The 26,210-nt window shown below is 71.6% G+C and carries 1 protein-coding gene; it reads left to right on the top strand.

The window, feature by feature from the left end; all coding sequences use genetic code 11:
* Positions 1–317 precede the first annotated feature (317 nt).
* Entirely contained in the window at positions 318–26,198 is a 25,881-nt protein-coding gene (locus tag ACVTJA_RS41035; RefSeq protein ID WP_465828742.1) for a non-ribosomal peptide synthase/polyketide synthase, read from the top strand.
* The last annotated feature ends 12 nt before the right edge of the window (positions 26,199–26,210 follow it).

Below are 26,210 nucleotides of genomic sequence, written 5' to 3'. Positions count from 1 at the left end.
GCGGAGGACCGAGGGGTCGGTCGCGCCGCCGCACACCGGCCCATCTCTCGGAGCCGGTCCCCCGACTGAGTTCGGGACGAGGCGTCCGATGTGCAAGGACCGGGGCCCTCGCGCGAGCCGGCCTGCTCCCTCCCGAGGGTCGTCCAGAGGAGCGCGGCACCCCGGGTGAGACATGTTTCACCCAGGGCCCGCCACCCCCCGGGCTTCACGGCGGGTGCCAGGTGGCCAGATACGCGGTGCCAGCGCGGTTGTGACGTATTCTCGGCGTTCCGGCAGGGGCGGAAGTTCCGGGTTTCCCCCTCCCGCGCCATTCGACCATGCACGCGCCTCGTACCCTCATCGACCTCCTGGAAGAGCGAAGCCTCACGCGCGCCGAGCACACCCTCTACACGTTCCTGGAGGACGGGGCCGGGGAAGGCACCGCGCTGACGCGGGGCTCGCTGTACACGCAGGCGCGGCGCATCGGCGCGGCGTTGCAGGCTCTGGCCTCCGCGGGCGAGCGCGCGGTGCTGCTGTACCCGCCCGGCGCGGAGTACCTCGCGGGGTTCTTCGGGTGCCTCTTCTCCGGACTGGTGGCGGTGCCCGCCTATCCGCCGGACCCGGCGCGGCTGGAGCGTACGTTGCCGCGGTTGCGCTCCATCATCGACGACTCGCGCGCCACGGTGGTGCTCACCACCTCGTTCATCGCCTCCATGGCGGAGGCCCTCTTCGAGAGCGCGCCGGACTTGAAGGCGCTGCGCTGGGTGGCCACGGACGCGCTGGAGGCGGGGGGCGAGTCCGCGTGGCGCAAGCCGGAGGTGAAGGCGGATTCACTCGCCTTCCTCCAGTACACGTCGGGCTCCACCGGCTCACCGAAGGGCGTGATGCTGAGTCACGCCAACCTGCTCCACAACCTGGAGCTCATTCGCGGCGCGTTTGAAACACGCGATGACAGCGTGGGGGTCATCTGGCTGCCGCCGTATCACGACATGGGACTCATCGGCGGCATCCTGGTGCCGCTGTATCAGGGCTTCCACACCGCGCTGATGTCGCCGATGGAGTTCCTCAAGCGGCCGCGCTTCTGGCTGGAGATGCTGACGAAGCTGGGCGGCACCATCAGCGGCGGTCCCAACTTCGCCTTCGAGTTGTGCGTGCGCCGCATTCCTCCCGCCGAGCGCGAGGGGCTCGACTTGAGCCGCTGGGAGGTGGCCTTCTGCGGCGCGGAGCCCATTCGCGCCGAGACGCTGGCTCGCTTCACGGAGGCCTTCTCGCCGTGGGGCTTCCGGCGTGAGGCCTTCTATCCCTGCTACGGGCTGGCCGAGGCCACGCTCATCGTCTCCGGCGGCGCGAAGAGCGCGCAGCCCCGGTTGCTGGAGGTGGATGCGGCCGCGCTGGAGAAGGGACACGCGGAGACGCCGAGAGGCGAGGCTCGGACGCTGGTGGGCTGCGGCGGCTCGCTGCCGGAGCATCGCGTCCTCGTGGTGGACCCCGACCTGCAGCGCATCTGCGCGCCGGGAGAGGTGGGCGAAATCTGGGTGAGCGGGCCCAGCGTGGCGGGCGGCTACTGGCAGCGGCCGTTCGAGTCGACGAGCGTCTTCGCGGCGCGGACCAACAAGAACGAGGGGCCGTACCTTCGCACCGGCGACCTGGGCTTTCTCGAAGAGGGCGAGCTGTACGTCACGGGCCGGCGCAAGGAGTTGCTCATCCTCCGGGGGCGGAACCTCTACCCCCACGACCTGGAATTGACGGTGGAGCGCAGCCATCCGGCGCTGCGTCCCGGATGCGGCGCGGCCTTCAGCGTCGAGGTGGATGGTGAGGAGCGGTTGGTGGTGGTGCAGGAGGTGGACGCGCGCAAGGTGACGGGGTCGATGGAGGACGTGGCGGGCTCCATCCGGCAGCGGCTGTCGGAGCTGCACGAGGTGCTCCCGCATGCGCTGGCGCTCATCGAGCCGGGCAGCCTGCCCAAGACGTCCAGCGGCAAGGTGCAGCGCCGCGCGTGCCGGGCGGCGTTCCTCGCTGGAGATTTGAAAGAGGTGTACGCCTGGAGCGTGGCGCTCGGTGAGCTGGCTCCGAGGGCGGTGGCCCCGGTCGACTCGGCGAGCCAGTCGTCAGCGGAGGGTGGGGCGGCCTCCAACGAGCCGGACACTCTGCGGAACGTTTCCGTCGATTCGCTGGGTGTGAGCTCTCCAGGCTCGGCGCCGGCTGAGGGGGGCACGGGCGCCGGAGTCGTGACTGCCGAGGCATCACTCGCGAGCCCCTCGGCCCCGGCGCCTGCCGACACGGTCGAGGCGTCACGCACGGACGCCCCGGCCTCGGCGCCTGCCGACGCGGCTGTGAATTCCGGCGCGCCGCCAGCCGAGGCATCCCTCGCGAATTCCTCCGCGCCCGTGGATGAGTTGCTCGAGCGAGTCCTCGCGCGCGTGGCGCTTCGCCTGGGCGCTCGTGTGGAGACGCTGAACGCGGCGGCGCCGCTCTCGCGCTACGGCCTGGACTCGCTGGCCGCGGTGGAGCTGGCTCACGGACTGGAGAAGGACCTCGGGGTGGCGGTGCCGGTGGAGTTGTTGCTGGGTGGCGTGAGTGCCTCCGAGCTGGCGCGGGAGCTCGCGAAGCAGCGCTCCGCGGCGGGGCTGCTCCCGCCCATTCCCCGTGTGCCACGGACTGGGACGCTGCCGCTGTCCTTCGCGCAGCAGCGGCTCTGGTTCCTCGACAGGCTGGAGCCGGCCAGCGCCTTCTACAACGTGCCCGTCGCCTCGCGGCTGGAAGGCCGGCTGGATACGCGCGCGCTGGAGCGTGCCCTCCAGGCGTTGGTGCAGCGGCACGAAGCGCTCCGCACCGTGTTCGTGGAAGAGCAGGGGGAGCCGGTCCAGCGCATCCGGGAGACACTGCCCCTGCCGCTGGCGGTGGTCGACCTGCGCTCACTGTCCACGAAGGAGCGCGAGGCGGAGGTGCGGCGGCTCTCCGAGGAAGAGGCCCGCTGCCCGTTCGACCTGGCCCACGGGCCGTTGCTGCGAGCCGTGCTCCTGCGCGAAGGCGACGAGCACCACGTGCTGCTCCTCACGCTGCACCACATCATCGCGGATGGCTGGTCCATGCGCGTGTTGGTGCGCGAGCTGGCGGAGCACTACGAGAGCTTCCTCTCCGGCCGCACGCCCTCGCTGCCCGAGCTTCCCTTGCAGTACGCCGACTACGCGGCATGGCAGCGCGAGTGGCTTCGCGGCGAGCGGCTCGAGAACCTCATCGAGTGGTGGCGCACGCGTCTCGCGGATGCTCCTCCGGTGCTGGAGCTTCCGACGGACCGGCCCCGCCCGAAGACGCAGTCCTACCGGGGCGCGCACGTTGCACGGCGCGTGGAGCGGGCCACGTGGGAGCAGGTGAAGGCCCTGGCCCAGAGCGAGGGCACCACTCCGTTCGTCGCGCTGCTCGCCGGCTTCCAGGTGCTGCTGCACCGCTACACGGGCCAGGACGACCTCGTGGTGGGCGTGGATACCGCGCACCGCGGTCGCGCGGAGACGGCGGACCTCATCGGCCTCTTCGTCAACCAGCTCCCGCTGCGCGGAGACCTGTCCGGCGACCCGGGCTTCCGCGAGCTGCTCGCGCGCCTGCACCCGGTGGCGCTGGACGCGTGGGCACACCAGGACCTGCCCTTCGATGAGCTGGTGCGGGCACTCAACCCCGAGCGCAGCCTCGCGCATGCGCCGGTGTTCCAGGTGAAGCTCGTGCTCCAGGACGCCGCGCCCGCGCCGCTGCGGCTGCCCGGCCTGTCGCTGGACAGCACGCTGGGCGATACGGGCGCCACCAAGCTCGACCTCACACTGTCCGTCACCGACACGGACAGCGGTCTGGAGCTGCTCTGCGAGTACGCCACCGACCTCTTCGACGCGGACACCGCTGGCCGCATGCTGGAGCACCTGGGCACCCTCCTCACGGAGGCCGCCGCCGCTCCGGAGCGCCGCATCTCCGAGCTGGCGCTGCTCTCGCCGCAGGAGCGCCGCCGTGCGCTGGAGGAGTGGAGCCACACCGCGCCCGCCATCGCCGACTTCTGCGCGCACCGCCTCTTCGAGGCCCAGCTGCTCCGCACGCCCGATGCTCCCGCCGTCTCCACGGGTGAGCGCACGCTGACGTACCGGGAGCTGGAGGCCCGCGCCAACCAGCTCGCCTGGCACCTGCGCGCCTCCGGCGTTGGTCCGGACGTCGTGGTGGGTGTGCACCTGGAGCGCACGCCGGAATGGGTGGTGGCGCTGCTCGGTGTGCTCAAGGCGGGCGGCGCCTTCCTGCCGTTGGACACCAGCCAACCTCCCGCTCGGCTGGAATGGATGCTGCGCGAGGCCCGTGCGCCCGTGCTCGTCACCCGCGAGGAGCTGGCGGACCGGCTGCCCTCGCATGGTGAGTTGCTGGTGCTGGTGGATGCGGACCGCGACGCGCTGGAGCGCCAGCCTTCGACGCCGCCGAGGCCCGCTCCGGACGTCACGCCCGCGCACCTCGCCTATGTCATCTTCACGTCCGGCTCCACGGGGACGCCGAAGGGGACGCTGCTTCCGCATCGCGGCCTGAGCAATACCGCCTGCGCCCTCCGTGACGCATTGGGGCTGCGGGCCGGTCATCGCATGTTGCAGCTCGCCGCCATCGGCTTCGACGCCTCGGTGGCGGAGGTCTTCGCGACGCTGTTCTCCGGCGCGGAGCTGTGCCTCGCACCGGCCGAGTCGCTGCTGCCCGGGCCTCCGCTCCAGCAGGTGCTAGCGGAGCGCGGCATCACCACGTTGCAGGCCACGCCCACGGCGTTGGCTCCGCTGGAGCCGGAGGCACTGCCCGCCCTGTCCGTCGTCGCCTCCGTCGGAGAGGCGTGCACGCCCGCGCTGGCGGCCCGCTGGAAGCCCGGCCGCCGGCTCCTCAATGCGTACGGCCCCACCGAGGTGTCCATCTGCGCCACCGTCGAGCTGGACGTGGACCCGGTGCGGCCATCCATCGGCCGCGCCATCGCCGGTGCCCGCGTGTACGTGCTCGATGCGCGGATGGCTCCGGTGCCTCCCGGTGTGCCCGGCGAGCTGTACGTGGGCGGCCCGGGACTGGCGCGGGGCTACCTGCACCGTCCGGAGCTCACCGCCGAGCGCTTCGTGCCGGACCCGTTCTCCTCGACGCCCGGCGCGCGGCTGTACCGCACCGGAGACAGGGTGCGCGTGCTGGCGGACGGACGGCTGGAGTTCCTCGGCCGGCGCGACGCCCAGGTGAAGGTGCGCGGCGTGCGCGTGGAGCTCGCCGAGGTGGAGGCGGCGCTGGCTCAGTACCCCGGCGTGCGGCAGTCCGTCGTCGTGGCGCGCGAGGAGCGCCTGGTGGCGTATGCCGTCATCGACGCGCTGGAGCCCGCGGCGCTGCGGCGCTTCCTCAAGGAGCGGCTGCCGGAGGTGATGGTGCCCTCCGCCTTCGTGCGGCTGGACGCGCTGCCGCTCACCTCGTCCGGCAAGGTGGACCGGCAGGCGCTGCCTTCGCCCGACTCGGTGCGCCCGGAGCGGGACTTGGCCAACGCCGAGCCGCGCTCGGAGCTGGAGCAGCGCATCGCCGAGGCCTGGGCGCGAGTGCTCGGTGTTCCGAGCGTCGGCCTGCACGACCACTTCTTCGATGACCTGGGGGGCAGCTCGCTGCTGGTGGTGAAGGCCAGCACGCAGCTCCGTGAGGCGCTGGGCCGGGACGTGCCCGTCACCCACTTCTTCGAGCACCCCACCGTGCACGGGCTCGCCGCGCGACTGGAGCGTGAGCAGCAATCCGAGCCTGCCCCGGCGAAGGCGCCGGAGCGCAGGGACTTCTCCGACGAGGGCTCTGGAGACATCGCCATCATCGGCATGGCCGGTCGCTTCCCGGGGGCGCCGGACCTGGATGCCTTCTGGCGCAACCTGCGCGGTGGCGTGGAGTCCATCTCCCGCTTCTCGTCCGAGGAGCTGGAGCCGTCGCCGCTGTTCCCCGACTCACTGCGGAGCCACCCGGACTTCGTCCCCGCGGGTGGCGTGCTGGAGAGTGCCGACGCTTTCGACGCACGCTTCTTCGAGGTGTCCCCGCGCGAGGCGCAGTGGATGGACCCGCAGCAGCGGCTCTTCCTCCAGTGCGCGTGGAATGCGCTGGAGGACGCGGGCTACGACCCGGAGCGCTCCGAGGGGCTCATCTCGCTCTATGCCGGCGCGGGCTCGTCGGGCGGGCACGTGCTCTCGCTGCTCGGCCAGACGCGGAGGGACCCGGCCTCGCTGTTCGAGGCGCTGGGCACCACGACGGGAGAGAACGCCGCCACCAAGACGGCGTACAAGCTGAAGCTCGGCGGTGAGAGCCTCAACGTCTACACCGCGTGCTCCACCGGACTCGTGGCCGTCCACCTGGCCTGCCGCTCCCTGCGGATGGGGGACTCGGACGTGGCGCTGGCCGGGGCGGTGAAGGTGTCACTGCCGCAGCGCACCGGTTACCTCTTCCAGGAGGGAATGATTCTCTCGCCCGACGGGCACTGCCGCGCCTTCGACGCGCGCGCCCGGGGCACCGTGCTGGGCAACGGCCTGGGCGTCGTCGTGCTCAAGCGGCTCGCCGAGGCGCAGCGCGACGGAGACCGCATCTATGCGGTCATCAAGGGCTCCGCGCTCAACAACGACGCGGACGCGAAGGTCAGCTACACGGCGCCCAGCGTGCAGGGGCAGCGTGAGGTGATTGCTCGCGCCCTGAGCGCCGCGGGTGTGGACGCGGCAAGCATTGGCTACGTGGAGGCGCATGGCACCGGCACTCCGCTGGGCGACCCGATAGAGATTGCCGCGCTCACGCGCGCGTACCGCACGCACACGGACCGGACGAGCTACTGCGCCATCGGCTCGGTGAAGACGAACATCGGGCACCTGGACACGGCGGCGGGCATCGCCGGCCTCATCAAGACGGCGCTCGCGCTGCACCACGGTGAGCTGCCTCCGAGCCTCCACTTCGAGCGGCCCAACCCCGAAATCGACTTCGAGAAGAGCCCCTTCTTCGTGAACACCACCCTGCGCCCCTGGCAGCGGGGCGCGGAGCCGCGCAGGGCGGGTGTCAGCTCGTTCGGCATCGGCGGCACCAACGCGCACCTCGTGCTGGAGGAGGCGCCGCCGAGGACGGTGGGGAAGGGCAGCTCGCGCGCTCGCCAGTTGGTCACGCTCTCCGCGCGCACTGCTCCCGCGCTGGAGGCGATGTCGCGCGCGCTCGCGGACCACGTGGAGGCGCACCCGGAAGTGGACCTCGCGGACCTGGCCTTCACGCGGGCCCTGGGGCGCAAGGCCTTCGAGTTCCGCCGCACGGTGATTACCCGCGACACCGCCGGCCTGGCGAGGACGCTTCGCAAGAAGGGCACCGTCGTCGAGGTGAAGGATTTGGAAGAGGCCCGCTCCGCGCGCGTGGCCTTCCTCTTCCCGGGCCAGGGCGCGCAGTCCGTCCGGATGGCGCACGAGCTCTACACGTCCGAGCCCGCCTTCCAGCGGGAGTTGGACGCCTGCCTCGCGCTCCTGTCTGGAGCCGGGCTGAAGGAGGACCTGCGCGCGGTGCTCTTCCCCGAGCCGGGCGCGGAAGCACAGGCCGCGGCCAGGATGGCGGAGCCCCGCTTCGCGCTGCCGGCGCTGCTCTCCGTGGAGTACGCGCTCGCGCGGATGTGGATGGTCTTCGGCTTCCGTCCCTCCGCGATGCTGGGGCACAGCTTCGGTGAGTACACGGCGGCGTGCCTGTCCGGCGTGCTGTCGCTGGAGGACGCGCTGCGGCTCGCCGTGGTCCGCGGCGAGCTGATGTCGCGGCTGCCGCCAGGGGGCATGCTCGCGGTGGGGCTGTCCTCCGAGGAGCTGATTCCGCAGCTCTCCTCCGAGCTGGAGCTGGCTTCCTACAATGGCCCGTTCCGCTGCGTCGTCTCCGGACCGCTGGCGCCGCTGGAGGCGCTGGAGCGCGACCTCAACAGCCGGGGCGTGGGCGTGATGCGCCTGTCCGCCGCGCATGCCTTCCACTCGCGCGCGGTGGAGACGCTGATGCCCGAGCTGGAGCGCGTGGTGTCCGGGCTGACGCTGCGGGCTCCGTCGATTCCGTATGTCTCCAGCCTCACGGGGACGTGGATTCACGCCGACGAGGCGATGTCGCCGCGCTACTGGGCCCGGCAGATGCGCGAGCCCGTCCGCTTCACCGCGGGCATGGACTCGCTGGTGAAGTGGGGCTGCGGTTGGTTCATCGAAGCAGGCCCGGACCAGCAGCTCGCCGCGCTCGCGAAGCTGCGGCTGCGCACCGAGCGCCATGCGCTCGTGGTTCCCTCGCTGCCGAAGAGCGGCTCGACGACGTCGGAAGGAAGGACGCTGTTCGAGTCGCTGGGCGCGCTGTGGCGCGCGGGTGCGACTGTCGACTGGGAGGGCTTCTACGCCCATGAGCAGCGGCGGCGCGTCTCGCTGCCGGGCTACCCCTTCGAGGAGCGCAGCTTCCCCGTGGAGGCGCGGCCGGTGCTCCCGGTGGAGGCCGTCTCGCCGACGGTCTCCGTCCCGAAGGAGGAGAGCCCTCGCACGGTGCCGGTGGACGCGGCGCCCCGGAGCGACATCGAGCAGCGGTTGATGGAGCTGTGGCGCGAGCGGCTGGGCATTGCGGACATCGGCCCGGACGACAACTTCCTGGAGCTGGGCGGCAACTCGCTGATGGCGGCGCAGTTGCTCACGCGGCTGCGTGAGGCGTTCCGCGTCCAGATTCCCCTCAGTGATTTGTTCGAGGCCCCCACGGTGGCCAGCCTCGCCGAGCGCATCGAGACGCGGCTCCAGGCCGAGCGGCCCGCGAGCACCGCGACCGCCACCGTGACGGCGATGCGGCCCATTTCCCGCACGGGCGAGCTACCGCTGTCCTACGTGCAGGCGCGCGTCTGGGAGCTGGAGTTCCAGGAGCCGGGCAGCTCCATCTTCAACGAGCCGCTGGCGGTCCGCATCTCCGGCGCGCTCCGCGTCGCCGAGATGGAGCGCGCCTTCAACGGCGTCATCCGCCGGCACGAGTCGCTCCGCACCGTCTTCCCGCAGTCTGGCGCGAAGGCCCTTCCGCGCATCCTGTCCGAGGTGCGCATCCCGCTGCCCGTGGTGGACCTGCGCGACTTCGCGGAGGACCGCGAGGCGGAGGCGATGCGCCTGGCGCGGCTGGAGCCCGCCGAGCCCTTCGCGCTGGACCGGGGCCCGCTCGCGCGGGTGCGACTCTTGTGGCTTGCGGAGACCGAGTACGTCCTGCTCGTCACCATCCATCACATCGTCGCGGACACGCTCTCGCTGGTGAACTTCATCCGCGAGGCGGTGGCGCTCTACTCGGGCTTCACGCTCGGCGTCTCGGTGCCGTTGCCGGAGCTGTCGGTGCAGTACCTCGACTTCGCGGCGTGGCAGCGCAAGGCGCTCGCGGATGGCACCCTGGCGGCACAGCAGGCGTACTGGAGACAGCGGCTCGCGCGGCGGCCCGGACCGCTCCCGTTGCCGTTGGACAGGCCGCGTGTGCCGGGAGCGCGCAGGCGCGGTGCTCGGCATTCGTTTGCCTTCTCGCGGAAGCTGGGCGCGGCGCTGAAGGCCTTCAGTCAGCGCGAGGGGCTCACGCCATACATGACGCTGCTGGCGGGCTTCAAGGCCCTCCTGGCCCGGTGCTCGGGGCAGGAGGACATCCTCGTGGGCACGTCCATCGGCAACCGCACGCGGCCCGAGCTGGAGCCGCAGATTGGCTACGTGGCTCACGCGCTGGCCCTGCGCACCAGCCTGGACGGAGACCCGGGCTTCCGCGAGCTGGCGCTGCGCGTGCGCGACACCACGCTGTCCGCGTTCGCCCACCCGGACGTGCCCTACGAGCAGCTCCTGGAGGAGCTGGAGCCCGGCGAGGAGATGCGGCTGTCGCGGCTGTTCGACGCCATCTTCCTGCTGCACACGCAGGACGTGTCCGCGCCCATGCTGGAGTTCCCCGGCCTGCGCCTGGGCTACTTCGACGTCACCGGGCTGCCCGCGCAGTACGGAACGTCGCTGGCGGACCTCACGCTGCTCATGCGCGAGGACGAGCACGGCTTCTCCGGCACGCTGGAGTACGCCGTCGACCTGTTCGACGTCTCCACCATCGAGCGGCTGCTCTCGCAGTTGGAGACGTTGCTGGCGGACGCGGTGGCTTCGCCGGAGAAGCCGCTGTCGCAGCTCGCGCTTGGAGATGCGGCCGTGGAGCGCCGGACCTCCGAAGTGGTCGAGGCGGCCACCCCGGTTCTTGTTCCGGCGCTGTTGGCTGCGCAGGCGGAGCGGACTCCGGACGCGGTGGCGCTCCGCGAGGGAACGCGCCGCCTGAGCTGGCGCGAGCTGCGTGAGCACGCGCACTCATTCGCGACGGAGCTGCGTGCTCGGAACGTGGGGCCCGGTGTTCCGGTGGCCGTGTGCCTGGAGCCCTCGCCCGAGCGGACCGTTGCGCTGTGGGGCATCCTGGCGTCCGGTGGCGCCTTCGCGCTCGTCACGGAAGATGAGCTCGGTGGACTGTCGTCCCTGGTCACGCCGCTTCTGATTGTGTCCGAGTCGCTGCCACTTCCGTCCAGCGTGGATGCGGCGCGCGCCCTGCGTCTGTCCCTCTCTGGCGAATCACGCGCGGCGTCCGATCTGCCCACGGTGGAGTCGGACACGCTGGCGTGCCTGATGCCTCATGAAGGGGCGGGGCAGCGGGTGATGCTCAGCCACCGCAACCTCGTGCACCACTTCAACGCGCTGGACTCGCGCGTGGATGCTCGAGCGGGCGAGACGTGGCTCGGTGCCGATGGAGCCGGAGACCTGGAGACGCTGTGGGCGCTCTCGCGCGGGCTCACGGTGGCGTTCCCCTCGAAGACTCCCGAGCGCTCCGTGGCCCCGCGCGCCGAGAGCACGCGGAGGCCGCTGGACTTCAGCCTCTTCTACTTCGCCAACGACACGGAGGCGTCCGGCCGCGGTCGCTATCAGCTCCTCATCGACGGCGCGAAGTTCGCGGACACCCACGGCTTCAGCGCGGTTTGGACGCCCGAGCGGCACTTCCATGCCTTCGGTGGTCCGTACCCCAGCCCCGTCGCCACCAGCTCGGCGCTGGCGATGGTGACGGAGCGCGTCTCCATCCGCGCGGGCAGCGTGGTGCTGCCGCTGCACGACGCCATCCGCGTGGCGGAGGACTGGTCCGTCGTCGACAACCTCTCCAACGGCCGCGCGGGCGTGTCCTTCGCGACGGGCTGGAACGTCAACGACTTCGTCTTCGCGCCGGAGAACTTCGACCAGCGCCCCGAGGCCGTACGCAAGGGCGTGGAGGAGGTGCGCACGCTGTGGAAGGGCGGCACCGTGCGCCGCACCAACGGGAATGGCACGGAGGTGGACATCTCCATCCGTCCCCGTCCGGTGCAGGCCGAGCTGCCGATGTGGCTCACGGCAGCCTTCAACCCGGAGACCTTCCGGCTGGCCGGAGAGCTGGGCGCGGGCCTGCTCACCAACGTGCTCGGCCTGGGCCAGGACTTCGAGGAGCTGTCGCGAAAGATTGCCCTGTACCGCGAGGCCCGCCGCAAGGCGGGGTACGACCGGGGCCACGTGGTGCTGATGCTGCACACCTTCGTGGCCAGCAACGTGGAAGAGGTGAAGCGGCAGGCGCGCGAGCCGCTCATCCGCTACTTCCGCAGCTCGGTGGAGCTGTTCAACAGCCTCGTGGCGAGCCAGGGGCCGGGCTTCGACGTGCGCGGCCTCACGCCCGCGGACATGGACGTGCTGCTGGAGCAGGGTGTCTCGCGCTACCTGGAGGCGGGTGGCCTCTTCGGCACGCCGCAGACGCTCGCCGCGCGCATCGAGCAGTTGCGCCAGTGCGACGTGGACGAGGTGGCCTGCCTCGTCGACTTCGGCTTCGCTCATGAGGTCGCGATGGAGGGGCTGCGGCACCTGGACGTGCTGCGCCAGGAGAGCCAGCGCGGACAGGGACGCGTGCACGAGGAGTCTTCGGCCGCGCCGCTGGCGGAGGTGCTGCGCACCGCGGCTCCGAATCATCTGCGCGTGACGGCCGCGCTCGCCCGGACGCTTGCGGGGTTGCCGGATGCGGCGTCGGTGCTCACGCCCGTGCGCACGCTGGTGGTCGAGGACGCGGACCGGCTGCCGGAGGACCTTGTTGCGTCGTTGAAGGCCGCGGCGTCCGTGCGCGTGGTGTCCCCTGTGCCCGTGGTACCCGAGGGCCGGGAGGGCACGGCGCCTCGGTTCATCCTGGACGGTGCGGGCCGCCGCGCTCCCGTGGGCGTGGTGGGAGAGGTCTTCATCGGCGGAGACGCCGTGCCGCTGGGCTTCTGGAATGCACCGGAGGCGTCACGCACGCGGCTGCGCGTGTCGCCGGAGGACTCCGGGGGCCGGCTGTTCGGCACGGGTACGCACGCGCGTTATCGCCCGGACGGTTCCGTCGAGCTCGTGGCGCGGCGTCTCGCGCCTGCCCGAACCGGGTCGGTGCCTGCACACGCAAAGGGGAGCGTGGAGGCCGTCACGTCCTCGGCCTGGCATCCCGCACGTGGCCGGAATGAGCTGGCGCCCCTGCCCGCGAAGGGCGCCGTGGAGGCCGCCCTCCGTCCTGCATCGAGCCTCCCCGCGCCAGTCCCAGCCGACTCGCTCATCCCGCGCGTGGCGCGAGGTGGCGTGCTGCCGCTGTCGTTCGCTCAGCAGCGGCTGTGGTTCCTGGACCAGTTCCAGCCGGGCACCGCGCTCTACAACATCCCCTCCGCGATGCGACTGGAGGGCACGCTCGACGTGTCCGCGCTCGGCAGGGCCTTCGCCGAGCTCATGCGCCGTCACGAGGCGCTGCACACCACCTTCCAGGCGCGAGAGGGTGAGCCCATCCAGGTGCTCGCTCCCGATAGCGTGGCCACCTCGCTGGACGTGACGGACCTGGGCCACCTGCCGACGGCGCAGCGCGAAGAGGAAGCGCTGAAGCTGGCGCGCGAGGAGGCCAGCCGTCCCTTCGATTTGTCCAGGGGCCCGCTGTTGCGTGCGCGGCTGCTTCGCCTGACGGACACGGAGCATCTGCTGCTGGTGACGATGCATCACATCGTCTCGGACGGCTGGTCCATCGGCGTGCTCATCCGCGAGGTCGTCGCGCTCTACGAGGCCTTCGTCTCCGGCCGGCCGTCGCCGCTGCCTCCGCTGCCCATCCAGTACGCGGACTACGCGGTGTGGCAGCGGGACTGGCTGAAGGGCCCGGTGCTGGAGGAGCAGCTCGCCTGGTGGAAGGACCGGCTGGCCGGGGCACCGCCCGCGCTGGAGCTCTTCACCGACCGGCCTCGCACCACGGACACGAGCAGCCCTGGCGCCTCGCATCGGGTGCAATTGCCGCTGGAGCTGATGAAGGGCCTGCGCGCGCTCTGCCGGCGTGAGAAGGGCACGCTCTTCATGGGGCTCCTCGCGGGCCTCCAGGCGCTGCTGTCCCGCTACACGGGGCAGGAGGACCTCTGCGTCGGCTCGCCCATCGCCGGGCGCACGCAGCCGCAGACGGAAGCGCTCATCGGCTTCTTCGTGAACACGCTCGTCCTGCGCACGCACCTGGACGGGGACCCGAGCTTCCTCGACATCCTCAGGCGGGTGCGCGAGGTGACGCTGGGCGCGTACGCGCACCAGGACGTGCCCTTCGAGAAGCTGGTGGAAGTGCTTCAGCCGCCGAGGCAGGCGGGCCACACGCCCTTCTTCCAGGTGACGCTGGTGCTGCTCAACACGCCGTCAGCCGAGCTGGCCGCGCGCGGGCTCACCTTCCGCCCGGTGGACGTGGACAGCGGCACCTCCAAGTTCGACTTCACCCTGGTCTGCACCGAGACGCCCCGGGGCTTGAGCACCGTGCTGGAGTACCGCAGTGACCTGTTCGAGGCCTCGACGGCCGCGCGGATGATGGAGCACCTGCGTACGCTGCTGGAGGACGCCGTGGCGCGCCCGGAGCGCCGGCTCTCCGAGCTGGCCCTCATGTCCGAGGCCGAGCGGCGCCGAGTGCTGGTGGAGTGGAACGCCGCCGCGGTGGACACCACGGACGAGCTCTGCGTCCACGAGATGTTCGACGCCCAGTCCGCGCGGACGCCCGACGCGGTGGCGGTGGTCTTCGACGGCAGCCAGCTCACCTACGCGGAGCTGGAGCGGCAGGCCAACCAGCTCGCGTGGCACCTGCGCGCGAAGGGCGTGAACACCGGCGACCGGGTCGCGCTGTGCCTGGAGCGCTCGCCGGAGATGGTGGTGTCGGTGCTGGCCGTCCTGAAGATGGGCGCGGCCTTCGTGCCGGTGGACCCGCAGTACCCCGCCGAGCGACTGGCCTTCATGCTGGAGGACTCGGGCGCGCCGCTGGTGCTCACGCAGTCGCACCTGCTCCCGTCGCTGCCCCAGGGCATGGTCGCGCGAGTGGTGTGCGTGGACACGGAGACGGAGGCCTGGTCGCGTCTGCCCGATGACGCCCCGTGGTGGCCGCTTTCGCCGGACGCGCTCTGCTACATCATCTACACGTCCGGCAGCACGGGCCGGCCCAAGGGCATCGCGGTGCCACACCGCACGCTGTCCGCGGTGGTGGCGTGGCAGCGCCAGCGCTCCGTGCGCGCGAAGGCGAGGACGCTGCAGTTCGCCTCGCTCAACTTCGACGTCACGTATCAGGAGATGTTCGCCACCTGGTCCGTCGGCGGCACGCTGGCGGTGCCCACGCAGCGCGTGCGCCAGGACATGCCGGCGCTGCTCGACTTCATGGTGCGCCACGACGTGGAGCGAATCTTCCTCCCGTTCATCGCGCTCCGGGCACTGGTGGAGGCGGTGGCCCACGCGAAGCAGTTCCCCCCGCACCTGTGCGAGGTGGTGACGGCGGGCGAGCAGCTCCAGGTGACGCCCGCGCTGGTGTCCTTCTTCGAGCGGATGCCGGAGTGCGTGCTCGAGAACCAGTACGGCCCCTCGGAAGCGCACGTGGTGAGCGCATACCGGCTGAGCGGTGCACCTTCTACCTGGCCGCTGCTGCCGCCCGTGGGCAGCGCGGTGCCCGGCACTCGGCTGTACGTGCTGGACGTGCATGGCCGCCCGTGCGCCATCGGCGTGCCCGGTGAGGTGTACGTGGGCGGCGTGCAGGTGGCGCTCGGCTACCACGACAGGCCGGAGCTGACGGCGGAGAAGTTCGTCCCGGACGCGCTCTCCGGTGTGGCGGGCGCGCGGCTCTACCGCACGGGGGACCGTGCGCGCTGGAGGGAGGACGGAGTCCTCGAGTACTTCGGCCGGCTGGATGGCCAGGTGAAGGTGCGCGGCTTCCGCATCGAGCTGGGCGAGGTAGAGGCCGCGCTGCGCGACGCTCCCGGCGTGCGCGAGGCCGCGGCGATGGTCCGAGAGGACACGCCGGGCGACAAGCGACTGGTGGCCTACGTGGTGCTCCAGCCGGACACGGCGTGGGACCCGGAAGGCCTGCGCCAGACGCTCGCGCGCCGCATGCCCGAGTACATGCTGCCCTCCGCGCTGGTGCGGCTGGACGCGCTGCCGCTGATGCCCACGGGCAAGCTCGTGCGCAATCTGCTGCCCGCTCCGGACGTGGAGAGTCTGCGCGGCGAGGCGCCCCTCATCGCGCCGCGCAACCCGCTGGAGCAGGCGCTGGCCGAGGCCTTCGCCAGCGTGCTGAATCTCTCGCACGTCGGCGTCACCGATAACTTCTTCGCCCTGGGCGGGCACTCGCTGCTGGCCACACAGGTCGTCGCGAGGCTGCGCACCGCGCTGGGCGTGGAGGTGGCGCTGCGGGAGATGTTCGAGGCGCCCACGGTGGAGTCTCTGGCGCGGCGGCTCGAAGCGCGGATTCCGTCGGAGCCGCGCCGGGCGTCCGCGCCGGGAATCACGCCTCGCAAGGACACGGGCGACGCGGACCTGTCCTTCGCCCAGCAGCGACTGTGGTTCCTGGACCAGTTCCAGCCGGACAGCGCGCTCTACAACATGCCGGCCGCGCTGCGGCTGGAGGGCGTGCTCGACGTGGCCGCCCTGGAGCGGGCCTTCACCGAGCTGGTCCGCCGGCACGAGGTGCTGCGCACCACGTTCGCCTCGCGGGACAACCGCCCCGTCCAGGTCATCGCGCCCGCGCCGGAGTGGGCGCTGGAGGTGGAGGACCTCTCGGGACTGCCCGAGCCTGAGCGGGAGGGCGAGGCGATGAAGCTGGCGCGCGAGGAGGCGCGCCGTCCCTTCGACCTCACCGAGGGCCCGCTGCTGCGCACGCGGCTGCTGCGCCTGTCCGAGCAGCACCATCTGCTGCTGGTGACGATGCACCACATCATCTCGGATGGGTGGTCCATCGCCGTGCTGACGCACGACATGGTGGCGCTGTACGAGGCGGCGCTGGCACGGCGTCCGTCGCCGTTGCCTCCGCTGCCCATCCAGTACGCGGACTACACGGTGTGGCAGCGCGAGTGGCTCCAGGGCGAGGTGCTGGAGACGCAGCTCGATTACTGGCGGAAGCAGCTCGACGGGGCACCGCCCGCGCTGGAGATGCCCACGGACAAGCCGCGCACCGCGGACGCCCTCAACCCGGGCACGTGGTTGCGCGTGGAGCTGCCGGCGGCACTCACGCAGTCGCTGACGGCGCTGTGCAAGGGCGAGGGCGCCACGCTGTTCATGGGGCTGATGGCCGGACTCCAGGCGCTGCTGTCGCGCTACTCGGGCCAGGATGATGTCTGCGTGGGCGCGCCCATCGCCGGTCGCACGCAGTCGGAGACGGAAGGGCTCATCGGCTTCTTCGTCAACACGCTGGTGATGCGGACGCGCCTCGACGGCGACCCCACGTTCCGCGAGCTGTTGGGCCGCGTGAAGGACGTGACGCTGGATGCGTACGCGCACCAGGACGTCCCCTTCGAGCGGCTGGTGGAAGCCCTCCAGCCTCCGAGGCAGCCCGAGCGCACACCGTTCTTCCAGGTAGCGCTGGTGATGCTCAACACGCCCACGACGGAGATGACCGTCCCCGGGCTCAAGCTGAATCTGATGGAGCTGGACAGCGGCACCGCGAAGTTCGACTTCACGCTGACGCTGAGCGAGACGCCCGAAGGCCTGCGCGGCGCGCTGGAGTACCGCACGGACCTGTACGAGGACCGCACGGCCGCGCGTTTGGTAGAGCACCTGCGCACGCTGCTGGAGGACGCGGTGGCGCACCCCGAGCGCCGCCTGTCCGAGCTGTCCCTGCTGTCCGAGGCGGAGCGCCGCAAGGTGCTGGTGGAGTGGAACGAAACGCAGATGGGGACGGCTTCCGTGGCCAGCGTGCGCGAGCTCGCGGCGGCCCAGGTAGAGGGGAACGACACGAAGGTGGGCAGCACTCACGCGGCCTGCGTGCACACGCTCGTCGCGTCCCAGGCAGTGCGGACGCCGGCCGCGGTGGCCGTGGTCTTCGAGGATTCGCGGCTGTCGTACGCGGAGCTGGAGCGCCGGGCGAACCAGCTCGCGCACCACCTGCTCGCGCGGGGCGTGAGGCCGGGAGACCGGGTGGGGTTGTGCGTGGAGCGCTCGCTGGAGCTGGCGGTGGGCGTGCTCGGCATCCTGAAGACGGGGGCCGCGTACCTGCCGCTGGACCCAAGCTATCCGGCTGAGCGGCTGGCCTTCATGTTGGAGGACTCGGCCGTGGCGGTGGTTGTAACGCAGGCGTCCCTGGCTTCGGCGCTGCCGGCCGGGAACCGCGTGCTGCTGGACACGGAGGCAGCGGAGATTGCGCGCCAGCCGGAGGGAACTCCGGCGCTCGACGTGTCTCCCGAGTCCGCGTGCTACGTCATCTACACCTCGGGCAGCACGGGGCGGCCGAAGGGCGTGGCGCTGCCGCACCGGGCGCTGTCGAACCTGCTCGCGTGGCAGCTCGGCCAGTCGGTGAAGCCGGACGCCACCACGTTGCAGTTCGCGGCGCTCAGCTTCGACGTGTCCTTCCAGGAGCTGTTCTCCACGTGGTGCGCGGGCGGCACGCTGGTGGTGCCCACGGCCGACACCCGGCGGGACATGCCCGCGCTGCTCGGCCTCATGGAGCGCCGGGGCGTGGAACGAATGTTCCTTCCGTTCGTCGCGCTCCAGGCCCTGGCGGACGCGGTGGCCCAGGGCGCGCCGCTACCGCGAAGCCTGCGCGAGGTGGTGACAGCGGGCGAGCAGCTCCAGGTGACACCCGCGCTGGTGTCCCTCTTCGAGCGGCTGCCCGGGTGCGTGCTGGAGAACCAGTACGGCCCGTCCGAGACGCACGTGGTGAGCGCGTACCGGCTGGAGGGGCCGCCGGCATCGTGGCCGCGCCTGCCGCCCATCGGCTCTCCGCTGCCGCACACGCGCCTCTACGTGCTGGATGAGCGCGGGCAGCCCTGCGCCATCGGCGTGCAGGGTGAGCTGTGCATCGGCGGTGTGCAGGTGGCGCACGGCTACCCCGGCCGTCCCGAGCTGACCGCGGAGCGCTTCGTGCCCGACGCGTTCTCCTCCGAGCCGGGAACGCGCCTCTACCGCACGGGCGACCGGGCCCGCTGGAAGGCCGAGGGCGTCATCGAGTTCCTTGGCCGCATGGACGGTCAGGTGAAGGTGCGCGGCTTCCGCATCGAGCTGGGCGAGGTGGAAGCGGCTCTGCGAGACGCGCCCGGTGTGCGCGATGCCGCCGCCGTGGTGCGCGAGGACGTGCCCGGCGACAGGCGGCTGGTGGGCTACGTGGTGCTCCCGCCTGACGCCACGTGGGCTCCCGAGTCGCTGCGCGAATCGTTGCGCGGCCGGCTGCCCGAGTACATGGTGCCCTCGGCGCTGGTGAAGCTGGACGCACTGCCGCTCACTCCGAGCGGCAAGCTGGCCCGCCGCCTGCTGCCCGCGCCGGATGCCGGCAGTCTGCGCGGTGGGGGGCCCTTCGTCGCACCGCGAAGTGAGCTGGAGCAGTCGCTGGCGGACGTCTTCGCCAGCGTGCTCGGCGTGCCGCGCGTGGGTGTCACCGACAACTTCTTCGCCCTGGGAGGCCACTCGCTGTTGGCCACGCAGGTCGTCTCGCGCCTGCGCTCCGTGGTGAAGCTGGAGGTGCCGCTGCGCGAGCTGTTCGAAGCTCCCACCGTGGAGTCGCTGGCCCGCCGGCTCGAAGGCCGCATGTCCGGCATGGCGCGAGGGCCCGCGGTTCCGGTCATCGTCCCGCGCACGGTGGAAGCGGAGTTGTCCTTCGCCCAGCAGCGGCTGTGGTTCCTGGACCAGCTCCGGCCGGGCACGCCGCTCTACAACATGCCGGCCGCGCTGCGGCTGGAGGGGGCGCTCGACGTGGCGGCCCTGGAGCGGGCCTTCACCGAGCTGGTGCGCAGGCATCAGGCGCTGCGCACCACGTTCCGCGCCACGGAGGGGAGGGCGGTCCAGACCATCGCTCCCGCGTCGTCGTTCCGCTTCGTCGTCGAGGAGGTGGGGCACCTGCCGGAGGCCGAGGTGCTCCGGCTGGCGCGTGAAGAGGCGCGATTGCCGTTCGACCTCGCGAAGGGCCCGCTGCTCCGCACGCGCCTGCTGCGCCTGTCCGAGCAGCACCACCTGCTGCTGGTGACGATGCACCACATCGTCTCGGACGGCTGGTCCATCAGCGTGCTCATCCGGGAGATGGCCGCGCTCTACGAGGCCTTCGTCTCCGGCCGTCCGTCGCCGCTGCCTCCGCTGCCCATCCAGTACGCGGACTTCGCGACGTGGCAGCGCGAGTGGCTCCAGGGCCAGGTGCTGGAGGCGCAGCTCGGCTACTGGAAGACGCAGCTCGAAGGCGCGCCGCCCACGCTGGAGCTGCCCACGGACCGTCGACGCACTGTCGACTCGGGCAGTCCGGGGGCCTCGCTGCCCATCGAGCTGTCGCCCCGGTTGACCCGGGCCCTGACCACGCTCTGCCAGCGCGAGGGCGCCACACTGTTCATGGGCCTGCTGGCCGGCCTCCAGGTGTTGCTGTCGCGGTACTCGGGACAGGACGACATCTGCGTGGGCGCGCCCATCGCTGGCCGCACGCAGGCGGAGACGGAGGGGCTCATCGGCTTCTTCGTCAACACGCTCGTTCTGCGCACCCGGCTGGACGGAGCCCGCTCCTTCCGCGAGCTGCTCGGCCGCGTGAAGGACGTGACGCTGGGCGCGTATGCGCACCAGGACGTGCCCTTCGAGAAGCTGGTCGAAGCGCTCCAGCCGCCGAGGCAGCCGGGCCTCACGCCGTACTTCCAGGTGGTGCTGGCGCTGCTCAACACGCCCGAGGCGAAGCTCGACCTGCCTGGGCTGCGGATGGAGAAGCTGGAGGTGGACAACGGCTCCGCGCGGTTCGACGTGTCGCTCGTCTTCAGCGAGACGCCGGACGGCCTGCGCGGAATGCTGGAGTACCGCACCGACCTGTATGACGCCTCCACGGCCGCGCGAATGGTGGAGCACCTGCGCGTGGTGCTGGAGGAGGCCGTCGCCTGGCCAGAGCGGCCCCTGTCCCGCCTGCTGTTGATGTCCGGCGTGGAGCGGCAGCTCGTGCTCGGGGCGTGGAGCACGCGCGGGGCTCCGCGGCCCATCGAGGCGAGCATCCACGCGCTGTTCTCCATCCAGGCCGCGAGCACGCCGGATGCGGTGGCCCTGGTATCCGGAGAGCAGCAGCTCACCTACGCGGAGCTGGAGCGCAGAGCGAATCAGCTCGCGTGGCACCTGCGCTCGCGAGGCGTGCGGCCCGGTGTCCGGGTGGGTGTGTGCCTGGACCGCTCCGTCGACCTCGTGGTTGCACTGCTCGCCACCCTCAAGGCGGGCGCGGTGTATGTGCCGCTCGACCCGGGCCAGCCCGCGGAGCGGCTGACGGCGCTGGTCCAGACGGCGGTGGTGGGCGTCCTCGTCACCCGCGAGGCGCTGGCGGATGAATTGCCCTCTGCCTCCACCCTCTTCGTTCTCGTGGACTCCGAGTCGGCGCTCATCTCCACCTGGCCGGAGGTGGACCTCGGCATCGACTTCGGGAGCGAGGCGCTGGCCTACGTCATGTTCACCTCGGGTAGCACCGGCCAGCCCAAGGGCGTCTGCGTTCCCCACCGGGGCGTGGTGCGGCTGGTGAAGTCGGAGCCGTTCATCCACTTCGGCCCGGAGGAGGTGCTTCTCCAGCTCGCGCCCGTCGCGTTCGACGCGTCCACGCTGGAAATCTGGGGCGCGCTGCTGCACGGCGCGCGGCTGGTGCTGGCTCCGCCACGCGAGCTGTCACTGGAGGAGATGGGCGCGTTGCTCGTCCAGCACCGTGTCACCACGCTGTGGCTGACGTCCGCGCTGTTCGGGCAGATGGCTCGGCACCAGGGTGAAGCGCTGGCTCGCGTGTCGCAGGTCCTCGCGGGCGGCGACGTGCTGCCGGTGCAGGCCGTGCGGGAGCACCTCGCGCGACTGTCCGAGGGCGCGGTGCTGGTCAACGGCTATGGCCCCACGGAGAACACCACGTTCTCCACCACGCACACGCTGCGGCGAGGGGACCCGGTGGGCGCGTCGGTGCCCATTGGCCGGCCCGTGGGTAACTCCACGGTGTACGTCCTGGATGACTCGCTGGAGCCGGTGCCCGTCGGTGTCCCGGGAGAGCTGTACGTTGGGGGAGACGGACTGGCCTGGGGCTACCTCCATCGCCCGGACCTCACGGCCGAGCGCTTCGTCCCGCACCCGCACTCCGCCACGCGAGGCGCACGCCTCTACCGCACGGGCGACAGGGCCCGCTGGCGCGCGGACGGCACGTTGGAGTTCCTGGGCCGCACCGACTTCCAGGTGAAGGTGCGCGGCTTCCGCATCGAGCCGGGCGAAGTGGAGTCCGTGCTGCGCCAGGCGCCAGGCGTGACGGAGGCCGTCGTCGTGGCACGCGAGGACGTGCCCGGTGACAAGCGCCTCGTCGCGTACGTCGTGGGCCCGGCGGGGGAGGACGGCCGCGCCCTGCGCGCCTTCCTCGGACAGAAGCTGCCCGAGTACATGGTGCCCTCCGCGGTGGTCCGGCTGGAGGCGCTGCCCCTCAACGCCAACGGCAAGGTGGACCGCAAGGCCCTGCCCGCACCGGAGGCGCCCGTCTCGGACGAGGCCCGCTTCGTCGCGCCTCGCACGCCCGTGGAGGAGCAGCTCGCGTCCCTCTGGGCGGAGGTGTTGCGCGTGGAGAAGGTCGGCATCCACGACGACTTCTTCGAGCTGGGAGGCCACTCGCTGCTGGCCACGCAGTTGCTGTCCCGCATCCGCGGCGTCTTCTCGGTGGACCTGTCGCTGCAGGCCGTGTTCGACGCGCACACCCTCGCGGAGCAGGCCGCGCGCGTGCAGTCCTTCACGAAGCGGCAGGAGGCGTCGCACCCGCATCCCATGTCGCGCCAGGAGCGCATGCCGCTGTCGTTCGCGCAGCAGCGACTGTGGTTCCTGGACCAGCTCGAGCCCGACAGCCCCACGTACAACATCCCCATCTCCCTCCGTGTCGAGGGTGCGCTGGACGTGCCCGCGCTGGAGCACGCCTTCCAGGAGGTGGTGCGCCGGCACGAGGCGCTCCGCACGGTGTTCGTCGAAACGCCCGAGGGGCCCGCGCAGGTGGTCGTCCCTGACGCGGAGCTGCTGCTGGCGGGCGCGGACCTGAGCATCCTTCCGGAGGAGGCGCGTGAGCAGGAGGCGCGCAGGCTCGAAGCGGAGGAGGCGCTGCGGCCGTTCGACCTGTCGAAGGGCCCGCTCCTGCGCGCGACCCTGCTGCGGCTCCAGGAGGAAGAGTTCCTCCTGCTGCTGACGATGCACCACATCGCCTCGGACGGCTGGTCCATGGGCGTGCTGGTGCGCGAGGTGGTGACGCTCTACGCCGCGCACCGCGAGGGCCGGCCCTCGCCGCTCCCCGCGCTCACGTTGCAGTACGCGGACTATGCCGCCTGGCAGCGCGAGTGGTTGCGAGGCGACGTGCTGGAGGCCCAGCTCGGGTACTGGCGTCGCCAGTTGGCGGGCGCGCCCTCCGTGCTGGAGCTGCCCGCCGACAGGCCCCGGCCCGCGGTTCGCTCGTACCAGGGTGCGCGGCATGTCTCCACGCTGCGCCCGGAGCTGGCGCAGAAGCTGGAGGCATTGGCCCGTCGTGAAGGCGCCACGCTCTTCATGGTGCTGATGGCGGGCTTCCAGTCGCTGCTGCACCGCTACAGCGGGCAGACGGACCTCGTCGTGGGCACGGACGTGGCCAACCGCAACCACGCGGAGACGGAAGGCCTCATCGGCTTCTTCATCAACCAGCTCGTCATGCGCCTGCGGCTGGAGGGCAACCCTTCCTTCCGCGAGGTGCTGGAGCAGACGAAGCGCGTGTCCCTGGACGCGTACGCGCACCAGGACCTGCCCTTCGAGGAGGTGGTGCGCGCGCTCAACCCGGAGCGGAGCATGGCGCACGCGCCGCTCTTCCAGGTGAAGCTCGTCCTGCAGAACATGCCGCTGAAGCCGCCGGAGCTGCCCGGCCTGAAGCTGCACGTCGGTGAGTCCGACGCGGCCGCGTCCAAGCTCGACCTGACAGTGCTCGTCAGCCCCATGCCCGAGGGGTTGGTGTGCTCGTGGATGTACAGCACGGACCTCTTCGAGTCCTCCACGATGGAGCGCCTGTCGCGGCACTTCGAGCGCGTGCTGGAGGCGGTGGTGGCGGAGGAGGGCCGGCAGCGGCTGTCCGCGCTGCCGCTCATGACGGACGCGGAGCGGCACCGGGTGCTGGTGGAGTGGAACGACACCGCGGCGCCGTATGCGCGCAAGTGCATCCACCACCTCATCTCCGAGCAGTCCGCTCGGACGCCGGAGGCGGTGGCCGTGGTCGCCGGTGACGAGAAACTCACGTACGCGGAGCTGGAGCGGCGGGCGAACCAGCTCGCGCACTGGCTGAAGTCCCTGGGCGTGGAGCCGGAGACGCGCGTGGGCCTGTTCGTGGAGCGGCGGGCGCATGCGCTGGTGGGCCTGCTCGGCATCCTCAAGGCGGGCGGCGCGTACGTGGCCATCGACCCGGCGCACGCGCACATGAGTGAGCGTGTCCGGCATGTCCTCGACGATGCGAAGGTGCAGGTCATCGTCACCGAGGAGGCATTGGCCAGCGAGCTGCCCTCGCAGGGAGGGTTCCTGGTCAGCCTCGACGCGGAGGACGGGCTGTTGCAGTCGCAGCCCGAGGAGGCTCCGGACAGCGGCGTGGTGCCGGGCAATGCCGCGTACGTCATCTACACCTCGGGCAGTACGGGACAGCCGAAGGGCGTGTGCATCGAGCACGGGCAGCTCGCCTGCTACGTGGCTGGTGTGAGCCGGAGGATGGAGCTGCCGCAGGGCATGAGCTTCGCCTCGGTGTCCACGCTGGCGGCGGACCTGGGCCACACCGCGCTGTTCCCCACGCTGTGCGCCGGAGGCGCGGTGCATCTCGTGGGGACTGCGGCTGCGTCGGACCCGGCGCGGCTGTGGGCGTACGGGCGGAAGCACGGGGTGGAGGGGTTGAAGATCGTCCCCACGCACCTGGAGGCGCTGCTCCTGGACGAGAGCGCGCGCGACCTGTTGCCGCGTAGGCGGCTGGTGCTGGGCGGAGACCGGGCGGAGTGGGCGCTGGTGGAGCGCGTCCACGCGCTCGCGCCGGAGTGCGAGGTGTTCAACCACTACGGCCCCACCGAGACGACGGTGGGCGTGCTCTCCGGACGGGTGGAGCGTGGCGAGCGCGTGCCGGGAACGCGCTCGGTGCCGCTGGGTCGGCCGCTGGGCAACGTGCGCGTGTACGTGCTGGACGGGTATGGCCAGCCGGTGCCTGCGGGCGTGCCGGGTGAGCTGTACGTGGGCGGCCAGAGCGTGGGCCGCGGCTACCTCGGCCGGCCAGACGGGACGGCGGAGCGCTTCGTTCCGGATTCCTTCAGCGGTGAGGCCGGTGCGCGCCTGTACCGGACGGGAGACCGCGTGCGCTGGCTGGAGGACGGGCGCATCGAGTTCCTCGGCCGCGTGGACCATCAGGTGAAGATTCGCGGCTACCGCGTGGAGCCGGGCGAGGTGGAGGCCACGCTCGCGCAGCACCCGGGCGTCAGCGAGTGCGTGGTGGTGGTGCGCGAGGACGTGCCCGGGGACAAGCAGCTCGTGGCGTACGCGGTGGGACGCACGGGCCGGACGCTGGATGAGCCCGCGCTGCGCGAGCACCTCGCGGCGAGGCTGCCGGACTACATGGTGCCCTCCGCGTTCGTGGTGCTGGAGGCGCTGCCGCTGACGTCCAACGGCAAGGTGGACCGCAGGGCGCTGCCGGCTCCGTCGCGGAATCGAGCCGGGGCGGAGTACGTGGAGCCTCGCACGCAGACGGAGCAGCGGCTGGCCGGACTGTGGAAGGAATTGCTGAAAGTGCCCCGCGTGGGCGTGCGCGACGACTTCTTCGACCTGGGCGGGCACTCGCTGTTGGCCACGCAGGTGGTGGCGCGCGTGCGCTCGCTGTTCGACGTACATCTCGCCGTCATCGACCTGTTCGAGGCGCCAACGCTGGAGGGACTGGCCGCGCGCATCGAGGCGGGCACCACGTCGGACTCGCCGCTGGTGACGTTGAGAAAGGGCGGTGACGCGAGGCCCTTCTTCTGCGTGCACCCGGTGGGTGGCGACGTGCTCGCCTACCTGGAGCTGGCGAAGCGGATGGACGCGGACCAGCCGTTCTATGGCTTGCAGGTCCCCACGGACGGCTCCGGCGACACGGTGGAGCAGATGGCCGCGCGCTACCTGGAGGCCGTGCGCGAGGTGCAGCCGGAAGGCCCGTACCTCCTCGGCGGCTGGTCCATGGGAGGACGCGTGGCGTACGAGATGGCGCGGCAGCTTCGTGAGCGCGGGGAAGAGGTGGGGCTGCTGGTTGTCATCGACGCGCTCGGCCGCACCGAGGCACCACCGGCCGAGGAACTGGAGGCGGAGGTGGTGCTGGAGTTCGCGAGCCACCTGACGCGGCTGGCCAGCCTCCACCCGAGGGCGGCGGAGGTGCTGGACCACGTGGACGCCGTGGAGCTGGCGGCGGTGCTGGACGAGAAGCCCGGCGCCGATGCCGCGCTGGATGCGGAGGCGTGCTCGGAGCTGCGGATGCTCTGGCGGACGTTCGCTCGGAACCGGCGGGCATCTCGCGGGTACGAGCCGCGGGCCCTCGATGGCTCACTGGTGCTGCTGCGTGCGGCGGAGGGGCCGCCGGGGCAGGCGGAGGACCTCGGTTGGCGGGGGCTCGCGAAGGGTGGGGTGGAGGTGTTCGAGGTGCCGGGTGACCACTTCACCCTCGTGGCCGTGCCTCACGTGGACCCGCTCGCCGCGCGGCTGCGGACCCTGCTGGCGCGGGCCCGCTCAGGGGAGACGCTGCAGAGGGCCGGGTAGACGGAGCGCGGT

This window comes from Pyxidicoccus sp. M6, assembly GCF_055568925.1.
This window is presented reverse-complemented; position numbering and strand designations above follow the sequence as displayed.

What these genes read in the sequence shown, in the direction of transcription:
- ACVTJA_RS41035 (WP_465828742.1), top strand. Translation starts at nt 318, where the DNA reads ATGCACGCGCCTCGTACCCTCATCGACCTCCTGGAAGAGCGAAGCCTC.